Annotated in this window: 11 protein-coding genes; 6 read left to right on the top strand and 5 right to left on the bottom strand. The window is 44.6% G+C overall.

What is annotated here, in order from left to right; all coding sequences use genetic code 11:
• Positions 1 to 95 precede the first annotated feature (95 nt).
• Entirely contained in the window at positions 96 to 2,141 is a 2,046-nt protein-coding gene (locus tag QUA25_RS02325; RefSeq protein WP_333035251.1) for a S8 family serine peptidase, read from the bottom strand.
• A 254-nt stretch (positions 2,142 to 2,395) separates the two neighbouring features.
• On the opposite strand from QUA25_RS02325, the gene QUA25_RS02320 reads away from it, so the two are divergent.
• Positions 2,396 to 3,445, top strand: a complete 1,050-nt coding sequence (locus QUA25_RS02320) for a UPF0104 family protein (protein ID WP_333035250.1) — start codon at positions 2,396 to 2,398, stop codon at positions 3,443 to 3,445.
• 332 nt (positions 3,446 to 3,777) lie between these two features.
• On the top strand, positions 3,778 to 8,547 hold the full coding sequence (locus QUA25_RS02315; RefSeq protein WP_333035248.1) for a DUF4347 domain-containing protein: 4,770 nt from the start codon (positions 3,778 to 3,780) through the stop codon (positions 8,545 to 8,547).
• 134 nt (positions 8,548 to 8,681) lie between these two features.
• Here the strand turns inward: QUA25_RS02315 and QUA25_RS02310 are convergent, their stop codons facing one another.
• A complete protein-coding gene (locus QUA25_RS02310; protein WP_333035246.1) occupies positions 8,682 to 9,506 on the bottom strand; it encodes an ATP-binding cassette domain-containing protein in 825 nt (274 codons plus the stop codon).
• 136 nt (positions 9,507 to 9,642) lie between these two features.
• On the opposite strand from QUA25_RS02310, the gene QUA25_RS02305 reads away from it, so the two are divergent.
• The 3 genes from QUA25_RS02305 to QUA25_RS02295 all read left to right on the top strand — a co-directional run bounded on the left by QUA25_RS02305 (position 9,643) and on the right by QUA25_RS02295 (position 12,410).
• The gene (locus tag QUA25_RS02305) at positions 9,643 to 10,296 is read left to right on the top strand and encodes a DUF1190 domain-containing protein (protein ID WP_333035243.1); all 654 of its coding nucleotides are present in this window, start codon (positions 9,643 to 9,645) and stop codon (positions 10,294 to 10,296) included.
• A 62-nt stretch (positions 10,297 to 10,358) separates the two neighbouring features.
• Positions 10,359 to 11,666, top strand: a complete 1,308-nt coding sequence (locus QUA25_RS02300; protein WP_333035242.1) for a glutathionylspermidine synthase family protein — start codon at positions 10,359 to 10,361, stop codon at positions 11,664 to 11,666.
• 18 nt (positions 11,667 to 11,684) lie between these two features.
• The gene (locus tag QUA25_RS02295) at positions 11,685 to 12,410 is read left to right on the top strand and encodes a hypothetical protein (protein WP_333035240.1); all 726 of its coding nucleotides are present in this window, start codon (positions 11,685 to 11,687) and stop codon (positions 12,408 to 12,410) included.
• A gap of 159 nt (positions 12,411 to 12,569) precedes the next feature.
• Here the strand turns inward: QUA25_RS02295 and QUA25_RS02290 are convergent, their stop codons facing one another.
• The 3 genes from QUA25_RS02290 to QUA25_RS02280 form a co-directional block, all read right to left on the bottom strand.
• On the bottom strand, positions 12,570 to 13,319 hold the full coding sequence (locus QUA25_RS02290) for an amino acid ABC transporter ATP-binding protein (RefSeq protein WP_333035238.1): 750 nt from the start codon (positions 13,317 to 13,319) through the stop codon (positions 12,570 to 12,572).
• Positions 13,285 to 14,748, bottom strand: a complete 1,464-nt coding sequence (locus QUA25_RS02285) for an ABC transporter substrate-binding protein/permease (RefSeq protein WP_333035236.1) — start codon at positions 14,746 to 14,748, stop codon at positions 13,285 to 13,287. Before QUA25_RS02285 ends, QUA25_RS02290 begins: the two co-directional genes overlap by 35 nt.
• A 536-nt stretch (positions 14,749 to 15,284) precedes the next feature.
• Positions 15,285 to 15,845: a DUF2726 domain-containing protein gene (locus QUA25_RS02280; RefSeq protein WP_333035235.1), complete on the bottom strand. Its 561-nt coding sequence runs from the start codon at positions 15,843 to 15,845 to the stop codon at positions 15,285 to 15,287.
• Positions 15,846 to 16,015: 170 nt separating this feature from the next.
• Between QUA25_RS02280 and QUA25_RS02275 the strand changes: the two genes are divergently transcribed.
• The gene (locus QUA25_RS02275) at positions 16,016 to 19,657 is read left to right on the top strand and encodes an NACHT C-terminal alpha/beta 1 domain-containing protein (protein WP_333035234.1); all 3,642 of its coding nucleotides are present in this window, start codon (positions 16,016 to 16,018) and stop codon (positions 19,655 to 19,657) included.
• The last annotated feature ends 125 nt before the right edge of the window (positions 19,658 to 19,782 follow it).

Genomic DNA, 19,782 nt, shown 5'->3' with positions numbered 1-19,782 from the left:
GGGGAGTAGGACACGGCATTGCGGTGTCCTCACGGTTTGCTTTTAATAATTGGTAGAAGATTGAGGATTGTAGATCGATCGCACTTGCATCAAATTCAAACCGATCGATTCGCAGTTTCCGCAAGAATCCTCTTAATATCAGCAGGAGTCAGACTCGGATTAGCTTGCAACATCAAAGCTATCACCCCGGATACTTGTGGCACTCCCATTGAAGTACCCGCAAAATATCGATAGGGAATCCCCGGTTGAGAAAGCGGCACAGTTGAATAAACGTCACCAGAATCCGTCGTGCCACCGTCGCCGCCCGGAGCAACAAAATAATTAATTGTCTCCGCACCTGCCCGGTTAGAATAATTCCCAAACAAGCCATTTCGGGTAACACCACCGACAGCAATCCCTACCTCATTGGCAAACCGAGCCGGATAATCTACTTGTGGGCGAGCATCATTTCCCGCCGCCGAAATCACGATCGCGCCTTGAGCTTCAGCCGCTCGAATCGCATCCAATTCTTGAGCATTCAACTGTAGGCCGCCCAAACTCACATTTATTATCTTTGCTCCATTTGCCACCGCATAATTAATCGCATTAATTTCATCTCGAATTTTACCTACCCCTGCCCCATCAAGTATTTTCACAGGCATAATCTTCGCAGTCGGAGCCGTTCCAGTAATCCCAACCCCATCTTTTTTCGCAGCAACTAAACCCGATATATGAGTGCCGTGATTGTTATCATCCATCGGGTCATTATCGTTGTTGACAAAATCCCATCCCCGGAAATCGTCAACAAAGCCATTGTTGTCATCATCAGCCCCGTTGCTAGCTTTATTGCGACCGATCGCATCAACACCCGTTTCCCCCGCATTACTCCAAATATTCCCCGTCAAATCCGGGTGATTGTAGTCAACTCCGCTGTCGATAACTGCCACCACAATTCCGTCTCCAGTCAATCCCTGGGCCCAAACCTCTGGAGCTTTAATTAAATCTCTGCCCCACTCGTCGCCGCCCAAGTCGGGAACGTCAGGAAAAGGTGCAGTACCTCGAGCTTTAGCAACTGCCGCCGCTGCATTCACCAAACCGAACCCAAAACGAGAGTCAAAACCCTGCAAGTTGCTCGCATTGTTAGTAAAAACAGTTGCCGGGGTTGCAGACAGATTGAGGGAGAAATTTGTACTGCCTTGGTATTGATAAACTCGGAGAAAGTAAGTTCCTGCGGCTAAACCGTTGATGTCGATCAACTCCGGCGATAAATCCGGTTGTTGAGAAGAAGCAATAATATCGGTGAAGTCAATAGAATTGTCGCCGTTAAGATCTTTAATTAATGCCACGTCAACATCCGCCGTCAAACCGCTGACAGTTAATTTAAAGTCGCTAGTGGCAGGCAAAGTAAAGCGGTAAAGGCCGTCTGGCCGGGCGTTGCTAAGCGAGTCTGCGATCGTTTGAGTGCCACCCAAAATGCCTAAATCGCGAGCTTGATCCAGTTGGTTGCCCAATACTGTAGTTGCAGAGATGAATGTATCGGCGAGGTCTTGTGGAGATGCGTTGGCTACCAAGCCTAAAATAGCATTGGATTGGCGAATTTTAATTAATGTATTGGAAATACCGGGCGCGATCGATATTTCTTCGAGAATCAAGTCAGCTTCGGTAAGGTTGTCAGTCAGGCCGATCGAATCCACAAAACTGTTAAAGTCAGTAATAACGTCGGCAGCAGCCGGATCGGTGACTGCAGAGTCGCTGCGGAGGACAAAGGTATCTGGACTCAAACCCCCTGTCAGCATATCTTTGCCGCCATCGCCCACTAAAACGTCGCTGCCAAAGTCACCGTTGAGGGCGTCATCTCCCTTACCTCCCTGCAAGGTATCGCTGCCGGCATCGCCAAACAAGATGTCGCTGCTGACACCGCCGTTAAGCACATCGTTGTCTGCACCCCCGAACAGGGTATCGGAATTGCTGCCGCCGAGAATGCGATCGTTACCATTATCGCCGCTGATGCGATCGGCATCCGACGAACCGATAATAAAATCGTTGCCGCTAAGGGCAAAAAATCCGTTAGGATAAGGAGTCAAAAAGCCCGGAGTCAAGGCGAAACTATTGGGGCTATCATCTAAAAGATAGGAAAGACCGTCAGGGCTCGGGCCGGGCATAGAAATGTACTCCTAGCGAGGTATATCGATCTAAATTTTAGATTTTAAATTTAAGTTTGTGGTTAAAAACCCCCTAAATAGTCTGTAAGGCGGGCATTAGGCACAGTCTGTAGAGGTCTGCATAGGTTAGGTTAAACAGATTTATTCCGCCATATCATGCCGTGTAAATCAACCACAATTCCGCCTTACCCCCTCTAAAATATAAAATCTCAAACAGTATAACTTAATCCCAAATTCAAAATCGGGATCGGAAAATGGGAAAACCACACTTGCATCGAATTCAGAATTTTTTGAAGCTCGCGAAGTCGCATTTAAAGCCTTATTTGCGCTATTTGATTTTGGGCGGGACGTTTTTATTTATTGCCAAAGCTTTTTTAACTCACTGGCGAGAAATCGCGAATATCCAAATTCGAGCCGAAAGTTTTCCGTTGCTGGCGATCGCCCTCGGCGTCACTTTATTATCTCTAATTTTTGTCGGTTGGGTGTGGATGTTGATTTTGCGAGAATTCCGCCAACCTGTAACTGCCTCCTGGGCGATTCAAGTTTTTCTCAAAACTAATATTGCCAAGTATTTGCCGGGGAATATTTGGCATTTTTGGGGTCGAATATTGGACGCAAAAAAGGCAGGGATTTTCCCCAAAGCTGCTACTCTCAGCGTGTTGCTGGAACCGCTGCTGATGGCTTCTGCGGGCGTTTTGATTGGGTTGATTTGTTTTGATAAAATCAATTGGTTTGTGCGGATTCTCGGTTGGGCTGCTATTTTAACGGCGATTCATCCCCGCATTTTAAATCCGATCGTTCTCTTTGTAGAGCGGTTGAAGTTATCCAAGAACAATGGAGAAATTTCAAAGGCTGAGGAGGCGGCGGAGGCTCAACTAAATTTTCCTACAGAGTCTACCTCCAATCTAACTAAAAAAACATTGGGTGTCAAGTCCCGCCGCCAAATTAATTTGCCAATTAAACGCTATCCTTTAGTGCCGTTAATCGGACAAATGTGTTTTATCGGATTGCGGGGCTGCGGTTTTTTGCTAACTGTAACGGCTTTAACTCCGGTGAACTTTAGCAATATTCCCAACTTGTTCGGTGCTTTTTGTTTTGCCTTTGTTGTCGGTTTAGTCGTACCGGGTGCACCGGGGGGAATGGGAGTATTTGAAGCAACGGCGATCGCCCTGCTGTCCGATCGCTTTTCTACGGGTATAATTTTGAGTGCCGTGGCTTTGTATCGGATAATTAGCATTCTGGCCGATGTTTCGGGTGCTGTTTTGGCAAAGCTCGATCGCCAGCGCGATCGGCGCAGTAAGTGACTGGGAAAATGTATACTGCCAGCGGAGTTGCCGCGATTAGCATAGTCCAAAATATGTATTTTTATTAAGATTTTTTGCTTACGTACGTATGCTGGTATAGTTGAGCTTAGACAGAATTTTTTCAAAGAATCTGTTTAAGTTCATCAAGAACAAAGCCACAAACAATATAGTTTGAATCAATAAATTTAAGACTGGCAAGCAAACCGAGTTGCTCTCATAAAAATTACAATTTTAGGTATTGGTACCGTCAAAGAAACGTTGTTTTTGAGTTCCGGTTTGGTAGTCCTGGATTTATGAAAAATTGTTAACTTTAGGATATAGGGTACACAGCCATGATGCCAGTTTTATCAGCAGGTGCGAGCAAACTTCCGAATGAAATGAACGCGGGCAAAGGGAGTTTTGGGGAAAAGAGCGATCGGCCGAAGAACCCCAGTACAATAGTATTTATCGATGCGGCAGTAGCAGACTATCAAACACTTCTAGGTGGAGTGAAATCGGGAGTTGAAGCAATAATTATCGACTCCCACAGAGATGGAGTCGAACAAATTAGCGAAGTGTTAGCGAATCGCACCAATATTGACAGCATTCATCTAGTTTCCCACGGCGAACCCGGAAGCTTGCAACTCGGTAAAACCAGACTGTCTGTTGATAACCTAGAAGATTATAGCCAGCAATGGCAGCAATGGCGACGCGCTTTAACAATTGATGCAGACATCCTGATTTACGGCTGCAATGTAGCAGTAGCATCCCGCGCTTGTCAGAAAGTCCGCCAGGGAATAAATTCCCTGTCTCAAAGCGAAAGTCGGTTGAAACGGACTGAAAACAATTTCATTAAACAGTCCTCTAAAGAGGACGTTTGCTATGAGACGGGGGTTGAAACGAACGGCGGAATCGAGGGCGAACCAGCCTTAGAATACTTGGGTGAAACGAGAATTGAAACCTCCAGCGGACTTGATGAACAAGCCGTAGATGGTGAGCACTTCCTCCACCGCATTGCATCCCTCACTGGTGCAAATATCGCCGCATCCAAGCATCTCACCGGGAGTGCAAAATTAGGAGGCAATTGGGAACTCGAAACACAAATTGGCAACATCAAATCGCCCCTAGCTTTCGAGTCAAAGGCGATGCAAAACTATGCGTCTGTTTTGAATACCTATACCGTTAAAAATACTTTCGATAGCGGTACAGAGTCTCTGCGAGATGCGATCGACAAAGCCAATTCCAATCCCGGATTAGACACAATTGAGTTTAACATTCCCGGCACGGGCCCTTATACCATTACCCTTAATCAAGCCTTACCTGTCATCACCAGCCCAGTTATTATCGATGGCAAATCTCAACCTGGATATGCTGGTAAACCAATTATAGAACTCAATGGCAGTTTAGTAAAACAACCAGGCTCGTCATCTGGGGGCAACTCTAAGTTTCTCACTGGTTTAGAGTTAGGCAAAAGCCTTTATGGTGGCGCAGAAAATTCCAGTGGAAGTACCATTCAAGGATTGGTTATTAACGGATTTGGAAAGGGCGGAGAAGATTTGATAGGTCACGGCATTCGGGTGACAACTAATAACAATACCATCCAAGATAACTACATTGGTACTGATATTAGCGGTACGACTGCTGTAGGCAACACTGTCGCTGGGATCAGAATCGAAAGTTACACTCAAAACAATCCTCCTAATGTCATCCCCATAACAGGTAATATTATCTCCCGCAACGTCATCTCTGGCAACGGCGCTACAGGCATATTTGGCGCTACAGGCATATTTGTTGTGAATCCAGCAGCAACAAATACCAAAATTACTGGCAATTACATCGGGACTGATGCCACGGGGACAATAGCTTTAGGTAACAAGGGTGATGGCATTTTTATCTTACGCGAAAACTCGAATAATACTATTAATACTATCGGCGGCACTGCACCTGGAGAAGGTAATATCATTGCTAACAATAATGGCAGCGGTATTGAGATTAATAGAACTCTAGGCAGTAACACCATACAAGGTAATAGCATATTTAATAACAAACGATTAGGAATTGACTTAATCGGTAATAATGGTGTCACTCCTAATGATTTAGGTGACGCTGATACAGGTAGCAACAATCTGCAAAACTACCCTCTCCTTACCTCAGTTAGTGGCAATACAGTTAGTGGCATTCTCAACAGCACTCCTAACGCCAACTTCCGCGTCGAATTCTTTGCTAATAGCAGTTATGACCCAGCAGGTGCAGGTCAAGGTCAAACTTTCCTTGGCTTCCAAGACGTTACTACAGATAGCGCTGGCAATGCTAATATCAACTTCCCCTACACTCCAGTAGCAGGGAAACCGGTTCTCGCTGCTACTGCTACTAATAAAACTACAGGCGATACCTCGGAATTTTCCCGTCGCAATCAATCTCCTATTAATTCAATACCGGGAAGAACCACCACCACTACAACTAACCCGAATAAAATTACCATCAACAGCGGACAAGGTGGACAAGGTGGATTTAACGTTTTAGCGACACCCTATCCGTCTGCTATAGACGTTTCAGGTGTAACAGGAAAAGTAGACAGCGTTACGATCGCTCTCAACAATGTTCAAACTTTTGATGGCTCTGGTGTCACTGTCGCCGGTGAACCGCAGAACCTCAACCTCTTGCTAGTTGGTCCAGAGGGACAAAATGTGGTGTTAATGTCTTACGTTTCATCTGCACCACTTAACAGCGTCACGCTGAAGTTGGATGATAATGCAGCCTCTTTTTTGTCCACTCTTTCTAGTTCCCCAGTACCAACGACGATCGCTTCAGGAACTTACAAACCTACAAACTATTCATCGAACAATTTTATTGATGTTTATTCCTTTTCGTATACCAGCGGTACGCCGACACCTACAGGGGCACCAGAAGGACCTTACGGTTCGGCTCTTTCTGTTTTTAACAAAACTAACCCCAACGGCACTTGGAAATTGTATGCAGTTGATGCCAACCAATATAGTTCTAAAGTTTCCAATGCTACTACTCCAGGAAATATTGCCAGTTGGAGTGTCAATATTGCGACTGATATCGGCAAAGAAACGACGACTCAAAATACTCCTCGCATCTTCTCTGCTAGCAACGGCAATAGTATCTCTGTATCCGATTCAGATAGCGAGTCGGTGGAAGTTAATCTCAGCGTTACCAGCGGGACTCTTACACTCAAGTCGCTGACGGGAGTTACGGGAACGGGGAATGGCAGCAATATCCTGATTTATACGGGAAAACAGGCTGATATTAATGCTGCTTTAGATGGTTTAACTTATACGCCGAATCCGAATTTTAGTGGCACCGATACGCTGACTTTGACGACAAACGATCGCGCATCAGCAGAATTAGGCGGTGCTCAAACAGATGTCGATCGTGTGGATATTACCGTCAACCCACTACCTCCGACACCAACTCCACCGACGCCAACTCCGACTCCAACACCTGCGGAAACTCCGACGCCAACTCCACCAACGCCGATTCCGACACCAACACCGACACCAACTCCGACGCCTGCGGAAACTCCGACACCGACGCCAACTCCGACTCCTGCGGAAACTCCGACGCCGACTCCACCAACTCCGACGCCGACACCGACGCCGACACCGACGCCGACTCCTGCGGAAACTCCGACGCCAACTCCACCAACTCCGACGCCGACACCATCGGAAACTCCGACGCCAACTCCACCGACGCCGACTCCGACGCCGACGCCTGCGGAAACTCCGACGCCAACTCCACCAACGCCGACGCCGACGCCTGCGGAAACTCCGACGCCGACTCCACCAACGCCAACTCCGACGCCTGCGGAAACTCCGACGCCGACTCCACCAACGCCAACTCCTGCGGAAACTCCGACGCCGACTCCACCAACGCCAACGCCAACTCCTGCGGAAACTGCGACGCCAACTCCACCAACTCCGACGCCGACACCATCGGAAACTCCGACGCCAACTCCGACTCCTGCGGAAACTCCGACGCCGACTCCACCAACGCCAACTCCGACTCCGACTCCGACGCCGACTCCTGCGGAAACTCCGACGCCTGCGCCAACTCCGACGCCTGCGGAAACTCCAACGCCAACTCCAACACCAACGCCTGCGGAAACTCCGACTCCGACTCCGACTCCGACTCCAACTCCGACGCCTGCGGAAACTCCGACGCCAACTCCGACTTCGACTCCAACACCATCATTACCCGTTGTTACACCAGGAAGTGATACTGACTGCATTTGCAATACTATTGAGTATCCAAAAGTCGATCGCCCAAACCAAGCTGACAACATTATCAACGGCAATGGTAGCGGTAAAATTGGGTTTGGCACACCGGAAAATGATGCTTTTTACGGCAGTTCAAATCCGAATATTTTTGATGCGGATTTAGGCGATGATAACCTCTACGGCGGTGAAGGAAACGACCTCCTTTATGGCAACCGAGGCAATGATTTTATTGACGGCAACCAGGGAGATGATATCCTTTTTGGTGGCAAGGGCAATGACATCATTGTTGGCGGTGAAGGCGAAGATATCATCTTCGGAAATCGCGGAAATGATTCAATAAATGGTAAAGAAGACGACGACTTAATTTTTGGCGGTGAAGGTGCTGATTTTATCGACGGTGGCAAAGGCAGCGATCTCGCATTTGGAGGCAGAGGAAATGATATAATCTTCGGCAGCGAAGGCGAGGATTCTCTCTACGGCAATTTGGGTGATGATACCCTCTGCGGAGGTGCTGGCAATGATTGTCTGACTGGAGGTGCTGGCAATGATTTGCTAGATGGGTGCGAGGGAAATGATACTTTGATTGGTGGCCAAGGTAATGATACTCTGATTGGCGGTTTGGGGGATGATTGTTTAATTGGAGGTGCTGGGAGCGATCACTTTTTACTATCTGCCAACTCTGGTATCGATATTATTGCCGATTTTGAAGCTGGAAAAGATTTGCTGATGCTAGCTAATGGCTTGACATTCGAGCTATTAACTATTACTGAAAATAACGGTGCAACAGTGATTCAATTTGTGCCGACTGGGGAAACTCTAGCGGTTTTAAATAGTGTTTCTGCAGGCACTATTAATGTAGCAAATTTCACTTTCATTTAAACATTTTATTTCTTATCTGACTCTCTGTCAGCGGGTTTCGCCATCGAAATCGCACCAAAAAATTAGTTCGTAGTGACGACTTTATTCTTCCTGATTAAACTTTGAGAAGGACTGACGTTCTCACTACAAACTTGTTAAAGCATTTTTTCCATAAATTGCTTGGCCCGATCGCACTTCGGGTTGCTAAAAAACTCCTGCGGCGGCACATCTTCCGCCACCTCTCCGCCATCCAGAAACAATATCCGGTGGGCGACTTCCCGCGCAAAACCCATTTCGTGAGTTACAATTTCCATTGTAATTCCGATTTTCGTCACAGCTTTCATCACATCTAAAACTTCTTTAACCATTTCTGGATCGAGTGCAGAAGTCGGTTCATCCATCAACAAAATATCCGGTTCCATAGCCAAACAGCGGGCGAGCGCCACCCGCTGTTTTTGTCCCCCCGAAAGCTTAGAAGGATAAACCTGGGTCTTATCTGACAAACCCACTTTTTCCAGCAATTCTAACCCCTTCAGACGCGCCTCATGCGATTTAACCTGCTTCACTTTTACAGGCGCAGACATCACATTTTGCAGCACAGTCATGTGCGGAAGTGGAAATGCTGAAAAACCATCCCCACTTTCTGGCGGATTTTCATAATATCTGTCTTCGGCAAAGTAAGATCCACCTGTTGTCGGTTTAGTCGTACCGGGAGCACCGGGGGAATGGGAGTATTTGAAGCAACGGCGATCGCCCTGTTGTCCGATCGCTTTTCTACGGGTATAATTTTGAGTGCGGTGGCTTTGTATCGGATAATTAGTATTCTGGCGGATGTTTCGGGTGCTGCTTTGGCAAAGCTTGATCGGCAGCGAAATCAGCGCAGTCCAAAAAGGCGAATTTGAAATCAAATATTTGAGGAAGATAATTTGCTGCGATCGAGGAATCCCTGAATCGGGCCATGTAGTAAAAGCTATAATCAAAGTCCTGAGTTCCAACTCACAGACTTAGGTAAATTACTTGAACTGTGGCGTACCGTGTAAATCCAATCATCTCATTGGCAGCAAATTCATCACATTACAGGTTCTTTGAAATAATGACTCTAACCTCTGGTTAGCCATGACTCATAACAACAATCGAACGACAACAATTCGTTACCTTTTAATTACATCAGGTGTACTGGCGATCGGTGGATTAGGCTATCTTGCTTATACCATGTTGCACGAACGCAACGAAGTACGCTACTACGAATCCGAACAGCAATGTATTGTAGATGCGATGAACCAAAGCAACGGGTTCACCAAAGAGCAGTGTCAGGCCCAGTTCCGGTACGCAATGCAGGAATACGAACGCATTACGCCCGTGTATCGCACGCAGCCAGAATGCCAAGAAGACACAGCAAGCATTTGCTCGCAGGTATCGAATTCCAGCGTTGCTACCCCCGGATGGCGACCAGAGTTCGGCGGCTTCTATTTCACCGATGATGTCGATGATGATGCCCCTCCAACAGTGGTTAACGGCGTCAACGGCGGCTCCTACACGGTTTATCCAGTGCAACCCGTTTACCGCTCCAACATCGGAATTGTAACTCCAGATAGAACCCAGATTACTCGTCCCCTACAGGGCATACCGCTAGATTCTCCCTACTTTTCCTCCAGTGGCGACACCCCAAATCGCCCCGCAGGCCACGCAGCTCAGGGAACCATCAAAGGACGAGGGAGGTTTGGTAGCGCAGTCCGTTCCACGGCTCCTTTGGGAAGCGGAGGAAAGTAACCAAGACCGATTTTTCTCTATTTTTCCATATTCTCCAGTGTCACTAACAAGGTGCTTCATCCATGTATCCCTTTTTGTTTCAGCGACGGCGCAACTGGCAGCAGCACGTATTAGAGAACGCCTACCAATGTCAGCCTCTTGCAGACATCAACCAACGCTACTGGGCAGAAGCCTTAGACCGTCCCTTTGGGGTGATGTTTTCCCGCCAGGAAGAGGCGAGGATCTGGGATGCTACTGAGGCTCTTTGGGATATGTGCCGGGAGTTTTTGGACTGGTTTTTTACCGCTGATGGCCTAGAAAATCGGATGAAAAAACTCGCTATTCCCCCTGCTTTCTGGGAAGCAATTCAGGTTTCGTGGGATCGGGTTGACGAAGCAGAAGATATGTCTCTTTATACCCGTTTCGATCTTGCCGTCACTGAAGATGGAAAAATTAGCCTTCTAGAAATCAACGGCGAAACTCCTCTCTTGGGTGCAGAAACAGTCTATCAATGGCTGTGGTTAGATGACATGAAAAAAACAAGCCGAGATTTGCGATCGCTTCCCAACGATGCCGATCAGTTCAACAACTTTTGGGATGAAGTTGCGGGTCGATTCCGCACTCTAAGTCGTCATTATGATTTAAAGCAGTTCGGTCTGAGCTTGTTAATTGACGAGCATCTGTCAGAAGATACCGAGATGGCAGGACAACTGGTCGAAATTATTAATCAAGAATTGGGAAACGATCGCTTCTTCACCCAACTTGTAGGATTGCGTAACCATCTGGGCGTGGATGAAGAAGGATTTTTTGTCGATCAATTCAATAATCGGATTTTGCGGCTGTGGAAAATCGTCGATTGGCTGGATTTGCAACTCGCCAGCCAATCCTTTAACGCAGATGAAGCCCTAGCATCGCGCCTGATAGCAGGGGACGTGAAAATTATTGAACCGCTGTGGAAACAGATTTTAAGCAATAAAGGAGCGATGGTGTGGATGTGGGAATTATTTGGCAACCACCCAGTGTACGCTCAATTCTTGCTACCCACTTTCTTCACAGATACTATCTCGATCGAATCCACAGCATTGCTGACCCAAATGCACGTCAAAAAGCCCCTCGTCGGTCTAGAAGGTGTTGGGGTTTCTATTGAAACAGGCGATTTTGTTGCCGGAGCCGTTCATATCCGCGAGGCGATGGGCTACGATCGCGAAGGATTCATTATTCAGTCCTATCAACCCTTGCCCGAATATTTTGGCTACCACTTCGTCGTAGGTTCCTGGATTGTCGGCGATACTCCATCCGGCATCGTATTGCGCGGAGATACCAATCCGATCACCGGACGACATTGCTTAATTGTTCCGCATATCGTGAGCGATCGTCTGGTGAATACTTAAATTCTAATCATAAAAACTATGAAATTACAAACTCATGATGTCCGGGGGATTCCAATTCTTAGCAGTGAGTGGAGTGTAGATGAATTTATTGCCGATGAGTTGAAAATTCCCGAAGTCGCGCCTACAATTCAGGCTGGATTTATGGATCTCCTCAGCCGAGATGTGTTTTCTGAGGGAGACAGTCAGCCACTCTACGAGCATCTGGTATCTCGCAGTTCGGAGTTCTCGTTAGAATTCATGAGTGCGATCGAACTTTGGCTGCAAGACGAATTGCGGCACTACGTTGCTCTACGTAAGGTCTATCACATGGTATCAGGTTTGTCCCCAGAGGCGATCGACCAAAAAAACCAGAGTCGGGTGCATGAACTCGAACCGATCGCGTTTTTGATTGAGAACGAATTCACCATTCTAGTTGGTTTAATGTTTGACGAAATGGGTTCCGTGTGGTCTTATCACCGGGATATTAAGGAATTCTACCAACACTACGGGAACGGCTTTGCTCGCGTAGGACATTTGGTGACGCAGGATGAGGGGCGGCATTTTAGGAATGCTGCGACTCTCATCCAACATCGCCATCCCGACAAAATCGATCTGATCGAACCCTTATTAGAAAAGATTAGCGAGATGGAAGCCGGTCTTGCTTATTATCCCAAGACTTTCTTTCTCGATCACGCTCAGGAAAGACACCGCTTCCCTAAAAATTTTAATACCCAGGTGATTCAAAGAATTCTCTCTTTTTTCTAACAGAATTACCACGTTAATCCTCGAATCAACATTATTATACTTTCCGTGGCGATCGAGCATCTCAAACTGACGCACCCTACCGCAACTTTCTCTTTCTCCTCTAACTCTCTCTGTGTCCTCTGTGTCCTCTGCGGTTAAAAACTCTAATCCTTATATGAATTAAAGCATTTTTTCCAGAAATTGCTTGGCGCGATCGCACTTCGGGTTGCTAAAAAACTCCTGCGGCGGCACATCTTCCGCCACCTTTCCGCCATCGAGAAACAAAATCCGGTGGGCGACTTCCCGCGCAAAACCCATTTCGTGAGTTACAATTGCCATTGTAATTCCCGTTTTCGTCAAAGCTTTCATCACATCTAACACTTCTTTAACCATTTCTGGATCGAGTGCAGAAGTCGGTTCGTCCATCAACAAAATATCCGGTTCCATAGCCAAACAGCGGGCGATCGCCACCCGCTGTTTTTGTCCCCCCGAAAGCTTAGAAGGATAAACCTCAGCCTTATCTGACAAACCCACTTTTTCCAGCAATTCTAACCCCTTCAGACGCGCCTCCTCCTTAGCAATTTGCTTCACCTTTACAGGCGCATAGATCACATTTTGCAGCACAGTCATGTGCGGGAACAAGTGGAAATGCTGAAAAACCATCCCCACTTTCTGGCGGATTTTCATAATATCTGCCTTCGGCAAAGTAATATCCACCCCGTCAATGTATATGTGTCCCGAAGTCGGAATTTCCAGTAAATTCAAACACCGCAAAAAAGTAGACTTGCCGCACCCCGAAGGGCCGATAATGGCAATCACTTCTCCTTTGTGAATCTCAGTAGTTATCTCGCGTAAAACCTTCAGATTGCCAAAAGATTTATACAGGCGATCGACCTTAACTGCTACTTTGGAGTCTGCGTTCGAGTACATTGGCCCCCCAAGTTAAACTAAGCACCATCAAATAATAAATTGCACCGACAAATATCAAAGGTTCAAAGTAAATATAATTTTCTGCTCCCACAATTGTAGCGCGGCGCAGCAAGTCTTCTACGCCAATTACTGAAACTAAAGCTGAATCCTTCAGCAAAGCAATACTTTCATTCACCAATGCAGGCAAGATGTTTTTCAACGCTTGCGGCAAGATAATATCGCCCATCATCAGTTTGTAGGGAACGCCAAGGGATTCTGCGGCTTCTTTTTGACCTTTATCTACGGCTTGAATTCCCGCGCGGATTGTTTCGGAAATATAAGCCCCAGAATTCAGGAAAAAAGTAATGACGCCAGCTTGCAGCGCCGATATATTATAGCCCGTAAGCTGCGGCGTTGCAAAATAAACTAAAGTCAACTGCAAAATTAGCGGCGTTCCTCTAAAAATAGAAGTATAAGCAGTACCGAACCAAGCCAGCGGTTTAATGCTAGAAATCTTAAACAGAGACAGCACAATTCCCCAGATAAATCCGAGAAATGCCGACAGCAAGGTAAAAGTTAGCGTTACCCCAATCCCGGACAAAATATAAGGCAAACTCGGCACGATTTTGCCAAAATCTAACCCGAACTTGGGCGCTACCGGAGGCTGATTTGCTTGAGCAGGTTCTTGCGGAATTGGTCGAGAAAACCATTTAGTAGCTAGTTCCTTAATTTGACCGCTGGCTTTCATTTGCTGGAGGACTCGGTTGAATTCTGGAACTAATCTCGAACCTTTCGGAAAGGCGATCGCCGAACCGCTTTCTTCAGTATTCGGGATTGTGTTAAATTCCAAGTCCGGGTTCGCTGCTGCATAACCCGTAGCGACAGTATCCTCGATCACTCCTGCGGCGATGCGGTTCGATTTAATTTCTTGAATGATGTCAGGAATCCTATTGAGAGCAGCCAGTTGCACACCGGGCATTTTTTTCACAGCTTCCTGCTGAATGCTTCCGAGTTGAACGCCTACTTTTTTCCCGGCTAAATCTTCAGCTTTGGTCAAATTGCTGCCTTTATTGGCGACAATTGTATTTTGAGCTTCGTAGTAAAGGTCAGAAAAAGCAACATTTTTTTTCCTTTCTGCTGTGGGAGTCATTCCAGCCATCACAAAATCGGCTCTTCCCGCCTGCAAAGCGGGAATTAAGCCGTTAAAATCCATGCCAATTACTTTCAGCTCGTAGCCCAATTTTTTAGTAATATATTTGGCAATGTCGATGTCAAAACCGATGATTTCGTTGCCGCTAACAGCCGTATCTTTAAATTCATAGGGCGGGTAGTCTGGGGAAGTCGCCAGTGTTAAAGTCTTGTTGGCTTGGGCGTAGCTGGCGATCGCAATTAAACAAAGGGCGATCGCGATCGCCGCCACCAGCATTGATTTTAATTTTAAACGTTTCATATCGAACATTGTCCTAAAACATCCCCTCGCCCAGAAAATATACCACAAATCGGAATCAAGTCACCTTTGTAAAGGAAGATATACTCTTGGACGCACGGGTTTCCATAAACCGGGTTTGATGGACAAACAAACTGCGTAATTAGCCTTTAATAATAGTAAAAAACCAGGTTATAAAGGTATTAATGCGTTCAGGGCTAAAAATAGATAAATGTGCCACTAACTTATATTTAAAAAACGTCTGTAAGACACATTTTTAAACATTTTAGAAAGTAAAGCTTGTTTGCTAAATTCCCACCCATGTTGTACCGTTGTCCTAGTGGCGATCGGTATTTCTAATCATCCAGCATATTCCATCTATATGTGGTACAAAGTATTCAGTAGATCAGAGCAAAAAATGCGATATTACTTCTAGGCCGCCGGGTACGATCGAGTGGGAGTAATACCATTGTCAATTATTGATTTTCGATTTGGATAGATGCCGTATGTAAGTCCTGTGTTAATTACAGGACTTACACAGAAAAATTATAGTCTAAGAGTCAACTGTCAACTGTCAACTGTGTTGAATAGTGTTGCAAAAAGGCTTCCAGTTCTGTCCGTCCTTGTTGGGTAATTGAGTTGTAGAAGACTTCTTTTTGTCCATTGGGAGTGTAGAAACGATAGAAGCGTCGATCGCGATCGATTTGTCGCAGGTATACTAAGGGAACGCCAACAGATGCAAGGAGTCGGGCTTTTTTGCGATCGCGCACCTGCACCTCTGGGCGATCGTGCCAATGAGATTGACATTCTATCACCAGTGTGGCTTTGCGACTAGCACAATAACCGCGTTCCATCAAGGCGATATCGACTCTGGAACTCACCCAAAATTTCCAAAGTTCAATGGGAAGACGGGTGAAAGTTTCTGGACGGGAACAGATGATTTCTAGGGGAACTTGGGGACAGTAACGGAAGCGATCGCCTAAAATCATCTCTAGAATATCGATAGCGATCGTTTCTAACTCGTTGATGATTTCTCCGCTTTGGAATTGGGGAAAGATTTGCAGCGAATCATCATCGCTGTTGAAGTCGAACTCGTCTGAATAGTTGTAAGTGCAAGTCATGGATATAAAGTTGAACTCGATACTTTGAGGTTATCGAGATAAAGTTGTATAGTCCAGAGACAGTAAGTGCAGTTAGCAAGATTCTTAACTGCACTTATCTGCACTCTCCAATAATCCGTCCAGTTTGCTAAAGTAAAGAAGATGACTAGCACAACAACTTTCAGCAGCCAATGACAGCAACTAGCAAGAGAAGAAGAGGTTTTCTCCCCAATAGAGAAGGGTTAGCAATTTTAGAAGCCAGGAGACTGGAAAAGGGTTATACCCATGACTCGCTTGCACAAGCAGCAGGACTCAATGGTGACGATCAGGTTAGAAGGCTGTTTAATCCGCACTGGGACTACAAGGTACAAAGAGATGCCATAGAAAAAATTGCTGCGATTCTAGAACTACAACCCAGTGAGTTTATTGAAGATTGGCTTCCCAAGTCTAGAGGTTCTAAACAAAAACAAACACCTATAGACGTAACTAATATTGATTGGCGGGAAGTCTGCTTAGTCATGCTAGATCGGCAGCAAAAAGAACAGCGAATTAGGCGTAAGGCAACTGAACAGGGATTTGAAATCAATGTTTTTGTACCGCTAGGTTTAATCGAACGGAAACAGCAGCAGCGTCGCAGTGGCAATGTGCCTATGGAACTGTTACATCAATTAGAACCGGAAGTTGTTACCCGAATTTACGAGCATGATGAATTCATGACTGGCGTTATTGGACAAAACCCTACTGGAAAAAATCAGCATATTGCTATTGTGGGCGAACCAGGAGCAGGAAAGACAACGCTGTTAGATAAAATCGCCACTCACATTCAGGAGAATGATCGAGATTTGCCGATTTGCATTGCGCTGGCAAGCTTGCAAGGAAAGACACTGAAAGACTATATCCTTCAGGAATGGTTGCCGGAAGCTATGGCTCTGGTTTATCCTGATATTGATGTAGAGAAGTCTCACAAAACATCTCTACAGAAACGGTTGCGTCAAGGTGGAGTGTGGCTATTACTCGATGGTGTCGATGAAATGGCTGTAGGGGCGAACAGTTGTTTGTCCCTAGAGGAAATCCGAAACCAGCTTACTGATTGGTTGGGTAATGTGCGGGTTGTTTTGACCTGTCGAACCAATGTTTGGGATGCCCGTCTCAACAATCTCCTCACAGGTTTTGATACTTACAAAACTCAGGAGTTTAAACAAGAGCAAGTAGATGATTTTATTCAGCAGTGGTTTGCTGAAGCAAAAAATATTCAACGGGGACAGGAGTTACAGAAAAAGCTGCAAGAACCGCAAAAAGAACGCATCCGCCAACTCGTAAAAAATCCGCTTCGCTTATCTCTACTGTGTCAAATATCCAGCAACAATAAGCAAGCCGAATTACCAGAAACAAAAGCAGAATTATACCAACACTTTGTCCGCTATTTCTATGAGTGGAAACCATCCCAAACGGTTATTGATTGGGCGACTCAACCAGGTTTGCAAGAAGAATTACATCAAGCCCTCGGTCGTTTGTCTATAGCAGGATTAGATAGCGATACTCGATTTCGCTTGCCGCTGAGTTTAATTCAGCAAGAAATGGGCGATAGGCTTTTTAAATTAGCCTGGGATCTCGGTTGGCTGAATTTGGTAGATATAGAAGCTGCAACAGATGATCCTGTTTACGCCTTCTTTCATCCCACATTCCAGGAATATTTTGCATCTTTATCTTTAGTAATTGATAATTATCAATTTTTCATGGAGCGCTATCGAATCTTTGAAAATCAATGGCTAGAAGTAGCTATATTATGGTTAGAAAGCTCCCAAAACTCAGCACTCATAAAGAAAGAATTGAGCGACACAATAACCAATTTTAAAGAAGATAAATGGAAAAATATGTATAGGCTTAAGCTGCTACCATTAAATATAGTTTACTGGTGTCAATCTGGCGAAATAGAATTTATTGCTGGATGGGTGTATTGCGTTTGCTTGGATGAGAATACACAAACAACAGTATACAAATTACTGTTTCCGGGTTATGAGGAATTCATCATAGAATCGTTAAAATATTACGCTCCCAAAGAAGCCTGTGATATTATAAGTGAAGTCATCAATAATAATACGGATTTAGAAATTTACGAACTATCTAGCCTTTTGGAAGTTTTATTTAAAATCAACCCGGATCATGAATTCTTAAAAGTATTAATCCCTAAATTATTAAAAGATGATAATGAGGGACGTGCCATAGAAGTAGCAAAAATAGCTTTAAAAAATGATAATTTCAAGCAAATTGCCGGTGATTTTTTAGTTAATGCTTTATTGAGAGAAGATGAACAATACGAATTACAAAATGTTTTAATTATTAATGTTTTAATGGATTCTCAGATTTTGGACAAAGTGGTTATTGGTAAGTTAATATCATTTTTAAATAGTCAAAATCTTACGATTCAAGCGCAAGCTATTTCACATTTAGACAAACTCAGCCTAAATCATAACGCTTTAGTCAACAATCACGAAGTATTGGATGCTTTGATTGATTTCATAAGTCAAAATCCAGACAATTACATAAATATTATTCCTGCTATTAGTGTAGTCAAGAGACTTGATATTGATATTTCAAAAGTAAACATAGCAATCATCGACGTGTTAGATAACTCACAGGAACCAGTAATTATGTATTCATTAATTAAATCTTTATTTGACTATTTGGAAAACCAAGGCTTTATTGTAGAATGTATTAATAAATTATCCCAATTAATTGCTAATCAAGTAGAAGAATATCATACAAACGAAGAGTTAAAGTCAACTACAAGTAACGATACAGAAAATATAAATAATTATTTCATAGAAAAAGAATATATTGAATTTGTCTCAATAATTAGCGCTCCAGAAAAATTAAACCTTACAAATTTGATGCAAAATAAGTTTACCGGGAAATTATTTAATTGCGAAGAAATTGCGATGGCAAAAATTCAACAAAATAATTTTGAACTGATCGATAAAATAATTGAAATTATCCAAACAAATAAAGATAATATATTGCGCCTTATTTGTATTGAATTTTTGATTAAAATTGAAGCATTATCAAAACAATCGATTATTGAAAAGTTAGTAAATTTAATCGTCAATTTAAAAGATAGTCAAATTCAATGGTCTCTTGCCGCCGGATTAGAACAAATTACTCACAAAGCACAACTGCAAAGGCTAGTTTTTGGTCTAAAGGATTATGTAGAAGATGCAGTTGCTATGTCGGATTGTAATTTATATATAATTGCTTATTCACTGCTGTGGCATTGTGCTAATCACTTGAGTTATACGGAATTTTATGACGCTTGTTGTGTTCAACCATCCTGTACTGACTTAGAGGGATCTGAAAACATCTCTATTGCTAACTCTTCTACTCCTCCTCAACTCCTCAACAACGTTGAGCAATTTTCAGTCCTTCAGTCTGCGGTTTCCCATAATGAAGAACTCGATCAAGCAGTACAACTGATTTGTATTGATGGTCGCGAATTTAATCCTCTAGATAATCCTGCCACTGATATCTATATCCAAATGGTAGAGCAAGGTTGTCCACAACGACAAGAAGGAACACCCACAACTATGCCACTGCTCAAAGCCTATTGGCGACTGAATTTAAGAAACCTAGAAAAACGAGTTGCTTTGGTGTTCTACAACTCTAAAATCGATCGCGAATTCAGCGAACCTTTTCTAACTGCACTGAGTGCTTTTGGAGGCACGATCGCAATCATCACCGATCGACCATGCGACAATGTAAAACGCATTTCTCCTAACCATCCGAATCTCATCGATGCAGTTTTGAAATGGCTGAATCGATCGATTTTGGAGGCTTGAATTTTGATTTGGGCAGAAGGCGATCGCGTTTTCACCAACTCAGGCGCGATCGCACTCACACCCCCAAATCCAACTCGATCGAAACATTTCTTCATCTTTCTCTGAATTAAGAGAATCGTCGGCTA

The organism is Microcoleus sp. Pol17C6, assembly GCF_036701145.1.
GTDB lineage: Bacteria > Cyanobacteriota > Cyanobacteriia > Cyanobacteriales > Microcoleaceae > Microcoleus.
This window is presented reverse-complemented; position numbering and strand designations above follow the sequence as displayed.